Origin of the sequence: Dokdonella sp., from assembly GCF_036518555.1 — a bacterium.
Taxonomy (GTDB): domain Bacteria; phylum Pseudomonadota; class Gammaproteobacteria; order Xanthomonadales; family Rhodanobacteraceae; genus Dokdonella_A.
The window spans coordinates 1-14309 of the sequence record NZ_DATDMY010000114.1; the positions used below are offsets into that span (position 1 = coordinate 1).

Sequence of the window (14309 nt, forward strand, 5' to 3'; positions counted from 1 at the left end):
AGCCTGCGCGCGAACGCGACGCTCGCGCGCGAGGACGGCGCGCGCGCCGCGCTGACGAGCGTGTTGCGCGGCCGGGCGACGGCGCGCGGCATCGCGCCGGCGATCATCGCCGACGCCGAACGGCACGGCCTGCGCCATGCGCACCCGCTCGCGCTCAGCCCCCATCCGCGCCTGGCGATGCTCGCCAACGGCATTGCCGACGGGCTCGACCCGATCGCCTGCGACGGCCGCGCGCTGAGCTTTCCGCCCGACGGCCGGGTCGTGCGTTCGCACGGCTGCGCGCGCGCGCTGCTGCATGCGGGTGGGCGCGGGCTGCCCTCGCGCGAAACCCTCGACGGCGTGTCGATCGGCGCGCAGCTCGCGCTGCGCGGCGCGCTTCAGCCGTGGCTCGACGCTCCGATCGATTGTCCCGTGCGGGTGGCGGCCGCACCGACGCCGGGCGAACGCGAGCGCGCGAGCGCGCAAGCCGTGCTGCTCGGGCTCGCGGAACCGCGGTTCGTCGAAGCCGCCGCGGCCGACGTCGCCGCGACCGCTGCGGCATGACCCGCACCCGATCGCGACGCGCGGCGTTCAGATCACGTCGGAAAGATCCGGCGACACGCCGAGGCGGCGGTGCATCGCCGGGCTCGTCGTCGTGTACTGGAGCGGGACCTTCTGCCCCGGAGCGAGATGTTCCTTCGCCGCGAATGCGGCGAGCGCGGCCTCGTGGAAGCCGCTGAGGATCAGCTTCTTCTTGCCGGGATAGGTGTTGACGTCGCCGACCGCGTACACGCCGGGCAGGTCGGTGGCGAACGTCGCCGTATCGACGACGATCTGGTTCTTGTCGAGCCCGAGTCCCCATTCGGCGATCGGCCCGAGCGCGGGGTGCAGGCCCCAGAACACGAGCAGGTGCTCGGCGCCGACGCGCTGGACGATGCCGCTGCGCGCGCGCACGCGCACCGCGCGCAGCGCGTCGCCGTCGGCATCGAGGCCGACGATGTCGCCTTCGAGGAACTGCATGCGCGCCTCGTCGCAGAGCGCCTGCATGCGCGCGACGCTCGCCGGCGCGGCGCGGAACTTCGGGCTGCGGTGCACGAGCACGACCTGCGCGCCGAGGCCGGCGAGTTCGGTCGCCCAGTCGAGCGCGGAGTCGCCGCCGCCGGCGACGACGATTTCGCGCCCCGCGAACGCGGTCGCGTCCGCAACCTTGTAGTGCACCGCGATGCCTTCGAGCCGCCGCGCTTCGTCGAGGTCGAGCATGCGTGGCGTGAACGCCCCGAGCCCGGCCGCGAGAATGACGACGCCGGCGTCGAACGCGAGCCCGCCCCGGGTCGTCACGCGAAACCGCCCCTGCGCGGTGCGCTCGAACCCGCTCGCGACCTCGCCGAAATGGAACTCGGGCGCGAACGGGCGCGCCTGTTCGAGCAGGCGTTCGACGAGTTCGCGCGCGCCGCAGCGCGGCAGCGCGGGAATGTCGTAGATCGGCTTGTCGGGATAGAGCTCGATGCACTGCCCGCCCGCCTGCGGCATCGCGTCGATGACGTGCGCGTGCAGGCCGAGCAGGCCGAGCTCGAATACCTGGAACAGGCCGACCGGACCGGCACCGACGATCAACGCGTCGGTGACGATCGGCGGCGCGGCTGCGACGTGGCTGCCGTCCATCAGAACCGGTAGCCGACCGCGACGCCGTACACGAGCGGGTCGATCGCGACCGAGCCGACCTTCGCGCCGTCGACCTTCGCGTCGGTATCGATGTCGATCCAGCGCGCGTCGACGGTGAGCGACCAGCGCGGCGCGAGCGCGACGTCGATGCCTGCGTGCGCGGCCAGGCCCCACGAATCGCCGAGATCGAGGTTCTTGCCGTCGAGCGGCCCGGTCTCGTCGATCGAGAAGAAGCGCGTGTAGTTGACGCCGAGACCGACGAACGGACTCACTTTCGCGTCGGGCATGAAATGCCATTGCAGCGACACCGTCGGCGGCAGTTGCTTGACCGTCGCCGCCTTCGCGCCGTTGAGCTTGACGTCGTGCTCGAACGGCCACGCCGCGAGCACCTCGACACCGAGGTTCGGCGTCATCGCGTATTCGAGCGTGACCGTCGCGCTCCACGCCGAATCGACGTCCGTCGCCAGCGCACCGCCGGCGAGACGGCCGTTGCCGGATTTCGGATCGACCGCATGGGCGCCGAGCTTGATCTGCCAGTCGCCCTGTTCCGCGTGCGCGGCGGTGGCGCCGAGGGCGAGCAGGACCGCGAGGGATAGCGTACGCAACATGGGGTACTCCGTTCGATGGGAAAGTGAAAAAGTCGTCGAACGGATTCTGGTGGCGCGCCCGGCCCTCCACTTGACGCGCGTCAAGTCGCGCGCCGGTGCGACAACGCGCCGCGACGCGCGTCAGCGCTCCTCGCGTTTGGCGCGCACCCAGTACGCATCCTGCGCGTCGAGGTCGAGCGCGGCGAGTCGGGTGCCGTCGTCCGCCGCGAACGCCTCCATGCGGCGGAAGCGGCGCTCGAACTTCGAGTTGGCGTGGCGCAACGCCTGCGACACGTCGACCTTCGCGTGGCGCGCGAGGTTCACGCAGACGAACAGCACGTCGCCGATCTCGTCGGCGAGACGCGCGGCGTCGGCGCCCGCGGCGAACTCCGCGCGCACCTCGTCGATTTCCTCGTGCAGCTTGTCGAACACGGGCTCGACGGTCGGCCAGTCGAAGCCGACGCGCGCGGCCTTCTGCTGCAGCTTGAGCGCGCGCTGCCATTCCGGCAGGCCGCGCGGGACGCCCGCGAGCGCGCTCGTGTCGTCGTCGCCGGCAGCGGCGCGTTCGCCCGCCTTCAGCGCCTCCCAGTTCGCCGACTGCGCCTGGGCGGAATCGAGGCGCGCCTCGCCGAACACGTGCGGATGGCGCCGCACCATCTTGTCGCAGATCGAGCCGACCACGTCCGCGAACGCGAAGTGGCCCGCTTCCTCGGCCATGCGCGCATGGAACACCACCTGCAGCAGCAGGTCGCCGAGCTCGTCGCGCAGGTTCTCATGGTCCTTGCGGTCGATCGCGTCGGCGACCTCGTAGGCCTCCTCGATCGTGTACGGCGCGATCGTCTCGAACGTCTGCTCGAGGTCCCACGGGCAACCGCGGTCGCGGTCGCGCAGGCGCGCCATGATGGCGAGGAGGTCGTCGATCGAGTGCATGCGGATCCCGACGGTCGATGGGGGAACGCCTTCAGCCGCGACGTCGACGGCTGAGGGCCTGGGGGTGTACGCATCGCGGCGGCCGCGCCGCGTCAGGGCTTGGCGAGCAACGCGGACCAGTCCGCGTCGCGATCGCCGACCGCGAAGAAATCCGGATTGAGCAGCGACTCGCGCGTGTTGTAGCGGAACGGTTCGCCGGCGAAATCGAGCACGGCGCCGCCGGCCTGCTCGAGCACGCACTGGCCGGCCGCGGTGTCCCACTCGGAGGTCGGACCGAGGCGCAGGTAGAGATCGGCCTCCGCTGCGGCGATGCGCACGAACTTCAGCGAGGAACCGAGCGGCAGCTTGGCGCAGGGACCGAGCCGCGCGAGCAGCTGCGCTTCGTGCTCGGATGCGTGCGAACGGCTGCCCGCGACGACGAGGGGCGTCGCGCGCCGACGCGTGCCCAGGCGGCGTGCTTTCTCCCCGGACACGGACAGCCATGCGCCACCGCCTTGCCACCCGCAGGCGAGATCGCCGCCGACGGGCACCTGCACGACGCCGATCACCGGGCGATGGTCGTCGATGAGCGCGATGTTCACGGTGAACTCGCCGTTGCGCTTGACGAACTCGCGCGTGCCGTCGAGCGGATCGACGAGCCAGTAGCGGCTCCAGCCGCTGCGTTCGCCCCACGCGATCGCCGCCGATTCCTCCGACAGCACGGGCAGCTCGGGCGTGAGCGCATGCAGGCCGTCGACGATCACGCGATGCGCGGCGAGATCGGCCGCGGTCAGCGGCGAGCGGTCGTCCTTGTGCTCGACCGCGAAATCCGATTCGTACACGTCGAGGATCGCCGCGGCAGCGCGCTCGGCGATCGCGCAGGCCGCGCGCGCGAGATGGTCGAGGTCGCGGCTCACGGTTGCGGCCGGTAGCGGCCGGCGAGGTATTCGCGCGCCATGAACAGCGCGGCGATCGAACGGCCGTCGGTGACCTGCGGTTCCTCGAGCAGGCGATGCAGCTCCGACAGTTTCCATGGCACGACCTCGAGCGGCTCGGGCTCGTCGCCGACGAGGCGCTCCTCGTGCAGCTCGCGCGCGAGCACGACGTGCGTCATCGCGGTCATGTAGGCGGGCGAAACCGACAACGTGCCGAGGATGTGCAGCTCGCGTGCGCCGTAGCCGATCTCCTCCTTGAGCTCGCGGTTCGCGCCCTGCTCGGCGGTCTCGTCGCGGTCGAGCCGTCCCTTGGCGAGGCCGAGCTCGTAGCGGTCGACGCCGACCGCGTACTCGCGCACGAGCAGCACGGTGTCCTCGTCGAGCATCGGCACGATGATGACCGCACCGAGCCCCGAACTCTGCAGGCGCTCGAACGTGCGGCGCTCGCCGTTGGAAAACTCGAGGTCGACCTGTTCCGCCCGGAGGAAGCGACTGCCGTCGACGCGGCGCGTGGCGAGGATCTTCGGAGGCGTTCGCATCGCTAGATTGTATCGCGCCCACGCGACGCACGCCTCGCTCGCTGGCCCGAGGCCCGAAGCGAAAGCAAAGCCTGAAACACGAAGGACACGAAGGACACGAAGGAAGAACCAGAGGTATTGGCTTCGCTTTCTCCGTGCGCTCCGTATTTCAGGCTTTTGGGGCTGGTTCAAAGCGAAAGATCGAAACACGGAGCACACGGAGGAAATCCCGGCACAATCGATTTGCTCTTCCTTCGTGTCCTTCGTGTTTCAGGCTTTCCGCTCTATTCCTGGCCTGACTCAAGCGCGGCGGACGCTAGGCGTTGAACGCGGCGATGGCCTGCGCGTGGAGTTCGGGTGTGCCCGCGAGGGCGCTGCGCGTGTCGAGGCCGATCGGCTGGCCGTCGAGGTTGGTGAACGTGCCGCCGGCTTCGCGCACGAGCACGACGAGCGGCGCGATGTCGAGGATGTTGAGGTCCGACTCGATCACGAGGTCGATCGCGCCGCGCGCGAGCAGATGGTAGTGGAGGAAGTCGCCGTAGCCGCGGATGCGGCCGACGCGGCGCACGAGGTCGCCGTAGGCGGCCCAGCGCGCGGGCGAGCCGGCCAGCGACTTGAGGTTGCCGGTCGAGATCGCGGCCTGGGCATCGAACGCGCGCGTCGCGGCGACATGGATGCGGCGTACCGTGCCGCGCGCATCGCGCAGGTGCGCGCCGCCGCCGCGCACGGCCCACGCGCGTTCGCCGTACGCGAACGACGCCGACACGCCGAGCACGAGTTCGCCCGCGTGCATGAGCGCGACCTGCGTCGAGAACATCGGATAACCACGCACGAACGCCTTGGTGCCGTCGATCGGATCGATGAGCCAGAGGAACTCGCCCTCGCCTTCGCGCCCCTCCTCCTCGCCGTAGAACGCGTGCCCGGGGAAATCCTCGCGCAGCACGCGCTTGATCGCCGCCTCGGCATCGCGATCCGCTTCCGTCACCGGCGTCGCGTCGGCTTTCGTTTCGACCGAGAAATCGCGCGCGCGCCAGCGCGGTTCGATCACCGCCTCGGCGGCGTCGGCGGCGCGCTGCGCGGTCGCGAGCGCACGCGCGAGGAAGGCGTCGTCGAGCGGCGCGCTCACGGCAGCCGCAGCATGCGGCCGTGCACGGCCACGCGCGTGCTGCCGTCCGGCTGCGGTTCGCCGAGGTGGCGCAGTGTCTCGAGCGCCTGCGCATCGCCGTTGCGCGCGCTCAGCGTCGCTTCGCCGTCGAGCATCGGCGGTCGCAGCACGAAGCGGCCGTCGACGGCGATCGTGCCGCGCCCGTCGTCGTGCACGGTGCCGGCGACGCTGCCGTCCGGCTGCGACGAGAACTCCGCGACGAGATCGGTGAACCGCGCATCGACGTCGCCGACGACGCCGACCTCGCTCCAGTGCGCCGTGCCGGCGACGCTCGACACGATCGCATTCGACAACGTCGCCGTGTCGAGCACGCCGCTGATCGTGCCGCGCAGTTGGAGCTTGCCGTCGAACAACGGCTCGAACCGGGACGCGGGCACGCTGAAGCGCAACCCTTCGGCCGATACGCTGCCGTCGCCGCGCCGCGTCAGTTCGCCGCCGACGTCGATGTCGCCGCCCTTGATGCGGATGTCGGTGACGAGCGTGCCGTGCAGCAGCGGTTGCTTCTGCGCGGTCCAGTCGAGTTCGCCGAGGTCGTTGCCGAACAGGCTCGCGCCGTCCGCGTGGCCGTCCCAGACCGTACCGCGCAGGCCGGTCAGCACCACCGGACCGAAGTAGCGCGCACCGTAGCGGTAGCCGATATCGGCCGGGAGCCGCCACAGGCAGGCGACGCCGACGATCGCGACGAGGACGACGAGGACGAGGAGGATCTTGAGCAGGCGCATGTCGGGGTCGGGATTCGCGGATTCGGATGGGGGCCGGCGGCGTCGGCGCACGAGCATGCCGGCGCGCTTCTTAGCACGACGTCAAGAGGATGTTCAAACGGTGCATGCGCCGCGCCCGCCCGGCGCCGCGCGTTCACGGCGCGTCCTGCAGGGTCACGCGCGCGTTGACGATGCCGATGCCGTCGGCGCGGTCGACCGACAGCTCGACGGCCTCGACGCCGTAGCGGTCCGCGAGCGCTTCCATCCAGGCCGCGAGCGCGTCGAAGCGCGCGGATTCGAACGCGACCTTGACCGTCTTCGCACCCGCCGGCTCCACCCGCTTGAGCGCATCGCCGAGGCCGCCGTTGCGCGCGGTCGCGTCGGCGAGCGCGAGCAGCGACTTGCCTGCACGCTGCCCGCCCGCCTGCGCGCCGGTCGCGCGCCGGCGCGCGATTTCCGTCGCCCCGGCACGCACGAACGCGAGGTCGCCGCGCTGCCGTTCGAGGTCGCGTTCGAGTTCCGCGCGGCGTTGCGCGAGCGGGTACCAGAGCAGCGCCCAGCCGAGCAGCAGCGCGGCGACGAACCCGCCGACGACGAGCACGCGCCGCTCCTGCGCGGCGAGTCCGTTCCACCATGCGGCGATCACGGCGCACCTCCGCGGCCCTCGGCGCGTTCGACGCGCACGCGACCGTCGACGCCGTCCGGGCCCGCGTTCGCCGCGGTCAGCTCGGCTTTCAGGCCCGGCAGCGCGGCGACCTGCTCGCGCACGAGATCGAGCACGCCGGTATCGGGCGCGCGCAACGCGACCTCGAGCACGCCGGCCCGGTATTCGAGGCCGCGCAGCTGGATGCGCGTGGTGCCGTTGCCGAGCACGGGACCGAGCGCGTCGAGCAGGCGCAGCAGGCCGTCCGCCTGCACGCCGCCGCGTTCGTGTTCGAGCCGGCCGCGCATGAGCTGCGCCGGATCGATGCGCGCGAGCTGGTTCGCATCGAGGTCGGGGAACGCCTCGCGCACGGCCTCGCGCGCCTGCGCCTCGATGCGCGCGGATTCGCGCGACAGGCGCCAGACATCGGCAGCGAGCCCGGCCAGCGCGAGTACGACGACGCCCGCGGCGAGCGCCGCCGCGGTGCGCCACCAGCGCCGCCCGCGCGCGTGGCGATGGACCGGAGAAAACTCGCCGTCGAGCAGGTTCAGCGGCAGCTGGGCGAGACCGCCGGCGAGGAACGCGAGCGGGTCGCGCTGGCGCGCGTGGTACGCGTGCGCGTGCTGCGGCAGTGCGAGCGGCGTCGCCGCGCGGAAATCGAACACCTCGAGCGGATGGCGCGGCTCGGCGAGTGCGAGCCAGCCCGGCAACTCGGCGAGGCTGCAGGCGAACGCGGACCACGGCGCGAGCCGGACGACCGCGCGCGCATCCTCGATCATCACGCACGAATACGGCCCGGCCGCGCGTACCGCGAGCGATTCGGGCACGAGCGCGTCGGGCTGCACGCCGGCCCCGGCGAGGCGCGCGAGCCAGTCGCGCAGGACCGTCTTCGCGACGACCGCGACGCCGAGCGCGCCGTCGGCCTTGCGCGCGGCGGCGAAGTGCAGATCCTCGACCGGCGCGAGCAACTGGTCCTCGACCGCGTACGGGAGTGCCTGCAGCAACTGGGTCCGGCTGCGCGCGCTGAGGTTCGCCTCCGTGACGAGCACGTCCTCGGCCGGCACGAGCACGACGATCTCGTCGGCACGCGCGACGACGTCCGCGGGCGGCGCGCCCGCGACGGAGGCCGACGCACGCGCAGCGGATGGGCGCAGCCAGGTCAGGCTGCCGTCGGGGGCGAGGCGCAGCAGCAGGCGGTCGGACATCGGGGGACGGCGAAGGAAACCGCGCCGATTGTAGTCGAGAACCGCGCGCGTGCTCAGCGCGCCGTTGCAGCTTCGCTGGCCGGGTCGGCGGCGGCATCGGCGCCGACCGGCGCCGCCACCGCGAGCACGTCGTCGGCGCCGCGGCTGCGCGCGAGCACGCGCACGCCGCCCTGCCCGCGCTCGATCACGCTGAAGCACGTGAACGGCACGCCGTCGAGCACGATGTCGCCGCGCAGGAGGAAATAGCCGCTGCGCACGTCGAGCAGCGACGACGGCACGCGCAGCGACACGCCGAGCGGCGCGAGCTGGCCCACGAACTCCGCGACGCTGCCGTAGCGGGCGGCGCCGTTCTGCCACAGCGACTGCGCGGCCGCAGGCGTCGCATGGTCGAGCAGCGCCTGCAGCAGGGCCGGGGTCGCGGTGTTCAGGTTGAGGCGCGTACCGGGCGGCAGTGCGCACACGTGCGGTGCGAGCTTCGCGTAGGCCGCGGCGTCGACGCCACGCACGAGGCGCAGCTCCGACACGTGCGCGAACGGGCCGCCGCGCGGCCGGTACGGCAGCGGCTGCGCGAGGTAGCGTGCCGCCTCGACCACGGACGCCTTCTCGGGATCGAGCCAGTTCTCGACCGCCGCCGCGATGCCCGGATCGAGCGCGAGCGCCGCGAGCAGGTCGTCGAACACCGGCCGCCACGCCGGATCGCCACCGAGCGCGGCCGGCGCGAGGTTGTTGAGGTTGAAGCAGCCGCCCAGGTCCTGCATCGTCGCGCGGATGACGCCGCCCGGCACTTCCTGCGGCGGCAACGGCTGCGCCCACGGGCTCGCGTGCGTGTCCGGTTCGTTGCTGCCGAGCGCCGCGATGAGCCCCTGCGCCGCATAGGTTTCGAGGCCGAGCGCATACGCCTCGGCCTGTTCGCCGCGCAGCGTGTTGCGCGTACGCGCGTGCGCGAGTTCGCCGCGATCGAGCAGCGCCGCGACGAGGATCACCGCGAGGGCGACCACGAGCAGCGCGACGAGCAGCGCGACGCCGCGCTGGCGCGACGGCGCGTTCACGCGCTCCCTCCGCGTGGCGGTTGCGGCCGCTCGCCGTGCCCCGGCGGCGGCGTGTCGCCGCCGGGCGCGGCGCCGGACACGTTCTGCGGCAGAGACGACGGCAGTTCGACCACGCGGCGGATCTCGCCGAGCCCGGCGGGTGCGAGGCGGAACTCGACCGCGCGCGGCAGCTGCCCGTTCGGCACCGCATCCACGTCGCACGCAGGCACCTCGCGCGGCGGCCACGCGTCGCGCCAGGCACCGTCGCAGCCGTAGTAGCGAAAGCGCAGCTCGCCCGCGCGCGCGAGCAGGTCGCGCTGCAGCGGCAGCGAGTTCGGCGCGCGATCGAGCACGGTGTAGCGGCCACGGCGGAGCGTGCCGCGTTCGTTCGTGTAGACGACGCGTTCGACGTGGCTGCGCGATTCGGCGAGTGGATTCGCATAGCCGAGGCGCGACAGCTCGATCGTGTCGACGCCGCCGACGAGCGCGGGCTGCGCGACGAGGCCGTCGTTGCCGAGCACGGGGCGCGAGACTGCCTGGCGCAGGTCGCGTTCGAGCGACGACACCGCGCGGCCGATGGCGGCGAAGCGCTCCTGCTGCTCGGCGAGCGCGCCGCGCGTGCGCGCGATCGCGGCGAGGCCGCCGTACGCGGCCGCCGCGAGCGCCGCGAACACCGCGAGCGCGACGAGCAGCTCGATGAGGGTGAAGCCACGGGAGTCGGCGATCGGGAATCGGGCGTGCACGGATCTCGATGCCTCGATGGAGGCACTGCGATACCCCGATTCCCGATCGCCGGTTTCCGCCTTCATCGCAATGCGGTCCCCGCGAAGCCGCTCAGGCTCGCCGACGGCTGCTTCGACGCGGCCGCGTAGACGCGCACGTCGATACGGCGGATTTCCACGTCCGCGGTCGCCTTCACGTCGCGCTCCCAGCGCCATTCGCGACCCGCGAACGTGACGCGGCCGTCGCTGCGCCCGGTCGCGGGGAATGCACTCGCGAGGCGCGTCTCGGTGACGACGTTCGCGGCGACCCAGCCCGCGAGCGTGCGCTCGCGCAAGCCGTCGAACGACTGCACCTGCACGCTCGCCGCACGCGTGAGCGCGAGCAGCGCGATCGCGACGACCGCGAGCGCGATGAGCACCTCGACCAGCGTGAAGCCGCGCCCGGGCTTCATCGCGGCGCCTCGACGGTCTGCACGCGCACGCGGCCGTCCTCGTCGCCGTCGATGCGGCGTGGCGTCGCGTCGCCGAGCGAGAGGGTCAACGCGAACGGCGTGAGTTCGCCCGACGAGAAGCAGACGATCTGCGGCACCGCGCGCTCCGCCGTCGCCGCGGCGACGGCGCGACCGTCGCGGCGCAGGTCGAAGCCGACGCCCGCGGGCCACGTGCGTGCGCGCAGCTCGTCGTCGCGCGCGAACGAGCGCCATTGCGCGCCGTCGAGGCGCACGAACGCGTAACCGTCGCCGCCGAGCACCGCGCCGATCTCGCGACCGCCGAGTTCCGCCTGCTCGCAGGCGTGGCCGAGCAGCGCCTGGAAACGCTCCGCTTCGCCGGCGAGCCTGCGCTCGCTGCTGCCGCCGACCGCGAGCGTGAGCGCGGCCGCGAGCACGCCGACGATGACGACGACGACGAGGATCTCGACGAGGGTGAAACCGCGCGGCGCGAAGCCGCGCGAGATGCCACGCGCGCGCGCCGCCCTGTCGCGCGTGCGCCTGCGGGCGCCGGTCGCCGACGCGCGCATCGCGGCGCCGCTTACTGTTCCCAGTTGCCGACGTCGGCGGCCTCGCCGTCGCCGCCGGGCTTGCCGTCGGCGCCGAAGCTGTAGACGTCGATGCTGCCGTGCTGGCCCGGCTGCGCGTACTGGTACGGATGGCCCCAGGGATCCTTCGCCGAATGGTCGAGGTACGGCCCTTTCCAGTTCGGCGCTTCCGGCTGGCCGGACGGCTTGGTCACGAGCGCGTCGAGTCCCTGCTCCGTGCTCGGGTAGGCGAAGTTGTCGAGCTTGTACATGCTGAGCGCGGTCACGATGCCCTGAATGTCCTGCCGCGCGCGCGTGATGCGCGCTTCGCCCGGCCGCTCCATCACGCGCGGCACGACGATCGCGGCGAGGATGCCGAGGATCACGACGACGACGAGGATTTCTATGAGGGTAAAGCCGCGCGCTGCACGAGGTCGGGGGGCTGGGGACTGGCGGCTGGGCATGGCGTGCTTGTGCGGCGATGGCGATGCCCGGGATCATAGCAGCCATGACGCTCTACGCCTCCGAACTCGCCGCGCGCGACCTCGCCGTGGTCTGGCACCCGTGCACGCAGATGCACGACCATGAAACCCTGCCGATGCTGCCGATCGCGCGTGCCGAAGGCGCGTGGCTGTACGGCCACGACGGCCGCCGCTGGCTCGACGCAGTGAGTTCGTGGTGGACCTGCCTGCTCGGCCATCGCCATCCGCGCATCGTCGCCGCGCTCAAGGACCAGCTCGACCGGATCGACCATGTGATGCTCGCGGGCTTCACGCACGAGCCCGCGATCCAGCTCGCCGAGGAGCTCGTGCGCATCGCGCCGCGCGGTGGAAGCGAAAGAGCAGGAGCATCGCGGCTTTCGCCGCTCCCACACAACGCCGCTTCCGCACGAGCGGCTTCAGCCGCGACAGGTGCCCCGCTTGCCGTGGGAGCGGCTTCCGCCGCGATCGACGTAGCGCCCACCCTCACCCGCGTGTTCTATGCCGACAACGGCTCGAGCGCGATCGAAGTCGCGCTCAAGCTCTCGTTCCACTACTGGCGCAACGTCGGCCGCGGCGAACGCACGCGCTTCGTCGCGCTCACCGGCGGCTATCACGGCGAGACGCTCGGTGCGCTGTCGGTGACCGACGTCGCGCTGTACCGGCAGACCTACGCGCCGCTGCTGCTCGAGCCGATCTTCGCGCCGTCGCCCGACGCCTACGACGCCGCACCCGGCGAAAGCGCGGCCGCGTGCGCGCAGCGTCGCCTCGGCGAGCTGCGCGCGATCCTCGAACGCCACGCACCCGAATGCTGCGCGGTCATCGTCGAACCGCTCGTGCAGTGCGCGGGTGGCATGCGCATGCACGACGCGTCGTACCTGACCGGCCTGCGCGCGCTCTGCGACGAATTCGACCTGCACCTCATCGCCGACGAGATCGCGGTCGGCTTCGGCCGCACCGGCACCCTGTTCGCATGCGAACAGGGCGGCATCGTGCCGGATTTCCTGTGCCTCTCGAAAGGTCTTACCGGCGGCACCTTGCCGCTGTCCGCGGTGCTCACGACGACGCGCGTCTACGACGCGTTCTACGCCGAATACTCGGCCGGCAAGGCGTTCCTGCACTCGCACAGCTACACCGGCAACCCGATCGCATGCCGCGCCGCGCTCGCGACCCTCGCGGTGCTGCGCGACGAACCCGTGCTCGAACGCAACCGTGCGCTCGCCGCGCATTTGGACACGCGCCTCACGCCGCTCGCCGATCATTCGCACGTCGCCGACGTGCGCCGCACCGGCATGATCGCCGCGATCGAACTCGTGAAGGACAAGCGCACGCGCGAACCCTTCCCTGCCGCCGAACGCCGCGGCCTGCGCGTCTACCGCCACGGCCTCGCGCACGAGATGCTGCTGCGCCCGCTCGGCAACGTCGTGTACTTCATGCCGCCGTACTGCATCACGCCGGAGGAGATCGACCGGATGGTCGCGGTGGCGGCCGAGGGGATCGAGGTCGCGTTGCGCTAGGCGCTCGGCGATTCCGGAATCATCGCATCGCGCGATTCTCCCGATGACGGTGGTGTCGCCGACTTCGACGTGCCGAGGATCGAGCCGAGGATCACGAGCGGAAACCCGATCGCCATGCCCGCCGTGAGCGGCTCGTGCAGCACGATGACGCCGAGCAGCAACGCGACGGCGGGGTTGATGTAGGTGATCACGGTCGCGCGGCCGGGGCCGGCTTCGGCGATGAGCGCGAAGAACAGGAGGAATGCGGTCGCGGTGCAGAACACCGCGAGCGCGACGACCGAGCCGCCCGCGGCGAGGCTCACCTCGTGTGGCCAGAGGAACGGTGCGAACGGCGCGTACAGGAGGCTCGCGAGGATCAGCGAGGCGGTGACGACGCCGAGCGGCGGCACGCCGCCGAGCTTGCGGTCGATGATGATCGGGCCGATCGCGTAGCCGATCGAGGTGAGCACGACCGCGCCGACCGCGGGCAGATCGTCGAGATGGATGTCGAGGCCGACCAGCGCGGCGACGCCGGCGAAGCCGAGGCCGAGCCCGAGCAAGCGGCGCGCGCCGAAGCGGTCGTGGCCCAGGCGGGTGAGGATCACCGCGGCGATCAGCGGCACGATCGCGATGAGCAGGCCCGCGGTCGAACTCGTGAGCCGCGTCTCGGCGTGGCCGAGCAGCAGCCACGGTCCGTTGATCTCGACGAGGGTGAACGCGAGCAGCGGTTTCCAGTTGCGGAACGCGGGTGCGAGCGCGTTCGCGCGCAGCGCGACCGGTAGCAGCAGCAAGGCGCCGATCGTCGTGCGGCCGAACGCGACGACGAGTGGATCGATCTCGGCGACCGCGATGCGGATGAGCAGGTAGGGCACGCCCCAGATCACGCTGAGGGCGAGGAACAGGATCCAGCCACGTTGGGTCATGACGCCTCCGTTGCGAAGCGGCTAGCGTACGACGAGCGCGTGGTTCGCGCGCGAACCTTTCGTCATGTCCGCAAGCGCCGCAACTCAACGACGGCGCGCGATGAAGTACAGCCAGTCGCCGTTGCCGCGGTGGCGTGCCCCCCATTCGACCTCGAAACCCGCGGCCGCGAGCCGCGCATGCAGCGCGCCAGCGGGCCAGAGCACGAGGCGGTAGTCCCCGGACTCGCCATGCTCCCAAGCCTCGCCCTCGCCTTCGCGCATCGATGCGAGGAACAGGCCGCGCGGATGCAGGGCGCCCGCGATCCTGCGCAGCACGTCGTCGAAGCGCGCGCGCTCGACGTG

General features: G+C 71.9%; 18 protein-coding genes. 2 read left to right on the top strand and 16 right to left on the bottom strand.

Features of this window, described 5'->3' with window-relative positions; all coding sequences use genetic code 11:
- On the top strand, nt 1-543 hold a 543-nt coding region (locus VI238_RS06915; RefSeq protein WP_331649828.1), incomplete at its 5' end, for a hypothetical protein.
- A 27-nt stretch (nt 544-570) separates the two neighbouring features.
- On the opposite strand, the gene VI238_RS06920 is transcribed toward VI238_RS06915, so the two are convergent.
- From VI238_RS06920 to gspG, 14 genes are all read right to left on the bottom strand, one after another.
- Nucleotides 571-1641, bottom strand: a complete 1071-nt coding sequence (locus tag VI238_RS06920; RefSeq protein WP_331649830.1) for an NAD(P)/FAD-dependent oxidoreductase — start codon at nt 1639-1641, stop codon at nt 571-573.
- Nucleotides 1641-2249, bottom strand: coding sequence for an OmpW/AlkL family protein (locus VI238_RS06925; RefSeq protein ID WP_331649832.1), 609 nt, complete (start codon nt 2247-2249; stop codon nt 1641-1643). The genes VI238_RS06920 and VI238_RS06925 overlap by 1 nt, the downstream gene beginning before the upstream one ends.
- A gap of 120 nt (nt 2250-2369) precedes the next feature.
- A complete protein-coding gene (mazG, locus tag VI238_RS06930) occupies nt 2370-3158 on the bottom strand; it encodes a nucleoside triphosphate pyrophosphohydrolase (protein ID WP_331649834.1) in 789 nt (262 codons plus the stop codon).
- A gap of 92 nt (nt 3159-3250) precedes the next feature.
- Nucleotides 3251-4054: a 3'(2'),5'-bisphosphate nucleotidase CysQ gene (cysQ, locus tag VI238_RS06935; protein ID WP_331649836.1), complete on the bottom strand. Its 804-nt coding sequence runs from the start codon at nt 4052-4054 to the stop codon at nt 3251-3253.
- Entirely contained in the window at nt 4051-4611 is a 561-nt protein-coding gene (gene nudE / locus VI238_RS06940) for an ADP compounds hydrolase NudE (RefSeq protein ID WP_331649838.1), read from the bottom strand. Before nudE ends, cysQ begins: the two co-directional genes overlap by 4 nt.
- 295 nt (nt 4612-4906) lie before the next feature.
- Nucleotides 4907-5716, bottom strand: coding sequence for an inositol monophosphatase family protein (locus tag VI238_RS06945; protein WP_331649840.1), 810 nt, complete (start codon nt 5714-5716; stop codon nt 4907-4909).
- Nucleotides 5713-6477, bottom strand: a complete 765-nt coding sequence (gene gspN / locus VI238_RS06950; protein ID WP_331649842.1) for a type II secretion system protein N — start codon at nt 6475-6477, stop codon at nt 5713-5715. The genes VI238_RS06945 and gspN overlap by 4 nt, the downstream gene beginning before the upstream one ends.
- A gap of 133 nt (nt 6478-6610) precedes the next feature.
- Complete coding sequence (locus VI238_RS06955; RefSeq protein ID WP_331649844.1) at nt 6611-7102, bottom strand: type II secretion system protein M; 492 nt, start codon at nt 7100-7102, stop codon at nt 6611-6613.
- Nucleotides 7099-8304: a type II secretion system protein GspL gene (gene gspL, locus VI238_RS06960; protein WP_331649846.1), complete on the bottom strand. Its 1206-nt coding sequence runs from the start codon at nt 8302-8304 to the stop codon at nt 7099-7101. The genes VI238_RS06955 and gspL overlap by 4 nt, the downstream gene beginning before the upstream one ends.
- A gap of 53 nt (nt 8305-8357) precedes the next feature.
- Entirely contained in the window at nt 8358-9353 is a 996-nt protein-coding gene (gene gspK, locus VI238_RS06965) for a type II secretion system minor pseudopilin GspK (protein WP_331649848.1), read from the bottom strand.
- A complete protein-coding gene (gene gspJ / locus VI238_RS06970; protein WP_331649850.1) occupies nt 9350-10075 on the bottom strand; it encodes a type II secretion system minor pseudopilin GspJ in 726 nt (241 codons plus the stop codon). The genes gspK and gspJ overlap by 4 nt, the downstream gene beginning before the upstream one ends.
- 62 nt (nt 10076-10137) lie before the next feature.
- Nucleotides 10138-10506: a type II secretion system minor pseudopilin GspI gene (gene gspI / locus VI238_RS06975; RefSeq protein ID WP_331649852.1), complete on the bottom strand. Its 369-nt coding sequence runs from the start codon at nt 10504-10506 to the stop codon at nt 10138-10140.
- Nucleotides 10503-11072 (bottom strand): type II secretion system minor pseudopilin GspH, encoded by a 570-nt coding sequence (gene gspH / locus VI238_RS06980; RefSeq protein WP_331649855.1) that lies wholly within the window; start codon nt 11070-11072, stop codon nt 10503-10505. Before gspH ends, gspI begins: the two co-directional genes overlap by 4 nt.
- Nucleotides 11073-11083: 11 nt before the next feature.
- On the bottom strand, nt 11084-11533 hold the full coding sequence (gene gspG / locus VI238_RS06985; RefSeq protein ID WP_331649858.1) for a type II secretion system major pseudopilin GspG: 450 nt from the start codon (nt 11531-11533) through the stop codon (nt 11084-11086).
- Nucleotides 11534-11577: 44 nt separating this feature from the next.
- Here gspG and bioA point away from each other — a divergent pair, with 44 nt between their 5' ends.
- The gene (gene bioA, locus VI238_RS06990) at nt 11578-13065 is read left to right on the top strand and encodes an adenosylmethionine--8-amino-7-oxononanoate transaminase (protein WP_331649860.1); all 1488 of its coding nucleotides are present in this window, start codon (nt 11578-11580) and stop codon (nt 13063-13065) included.
- On the opposite strand, the gene VI238_RS06995 is transcribed toward bioA, so the two are convergent.
- Nucleotides 13062-13967 carry a DMT family transporter gene (locus VI238_RS06995; RefSeq protein WP_331649862.1) on the bottom strand — a complete coding sequence of 302 codons (906 nt, stop codon included), beginning with the start codon at nt 13965-13967 and terminating at the stop codon, nt 13062-13064. The two genes, bioA and VI238_RS06995, sit on opposite strands and share 4 nt — an antisense overlap.
- Before the next feature lie 84 nt (nt 13968-14051).
- Nucleotides 14052-14309: hypothetical protein (locus tag VI238_RS07000; RefSeq protein WP_331649864.1), on the bottom strand; the 258-nt coding region annotated here is incomplete at its 5' end.

Excerpts from the sequence above, each read along its gene's own strand:
- VI238_RS06920 (WP_331649830.1), bottom strand. The coding sequence starts at position 1,641 with ATGGACGGCAGCCACGTCGCAGCCGCGCCGCCGATCGTCACCGACGCG.
- VI238_RS06925 (WP_331649832.1), bottom strand. The coding sequence starts at position 2,249 with ATGTTGCGTACGCTATCCCTCGCGGTCCTGCTCGCCCTCGGCGCCACC.
- mazG (WP_331649834.1), bottom strand. The coding sequence starts at position 3,158 with ATGCACTCGATCGACGACCTCCTCGCCATCATGGCGCGCCTGCGCGAC.
- nudE (WP_331649838.1), bottom strand. The coding sequence starts at position 4,611 with ATGCGAACGCCTCCGAAGATCCTCGCCACGCGCCGCGTCGACGGCAGT.
- gspN (WP_331649842.1), bottom strand. The coding sequence starts at position 6,477 with ATGCGCCTGCTCAAGATCCTCCTCGTCCTCGTCGTCCTCGTCGCGATC.
- gspL (WP_331649846.1), bottom strand. The coding sequence starts at position 8,304 with ATGTCCGACCGCCTGCTGCTGCGCCTCGCCCCCGACGGCAGCCTGACC.
- gspI (WP_331649852.1), bottom strand. The coding sequence starts at position 10,506 with ATGAAGCCCGGGCGCGGCTTCACGCTGGTCGAGGTGCTCATCGCGCTC.
- gspH (WP_331649855.1), bottom strand. The coding sequence starts at position 11,072 with ATGCGCGCGTCGGCGACCGGCGCCCGCAGGCGCACGCGCGACAGGGCG.
- gspG (WP_331649858.1), bottom strand. The coding sequence starts at position 11,533 with ATGCCCAGCCGCCAGTCCCCAGCCCCCCGACCTCGTGCAGCGCGCGGC.
- bioA (WP_331649860.1), top strand. The coding sequence starts at position 11,578 with ATGACGCTCTACGCCTCCGAACTCGCCGCGCGCGACCTCGCCGTGGTC.
- VI238_RS06995 (WP_331649862.1), bottom strand. The coding sequence starts at position 13,967 with ATGACCCAACGTGGCTGGATCCTGTTCCTCGCCCTCAGCGTGATCTGG.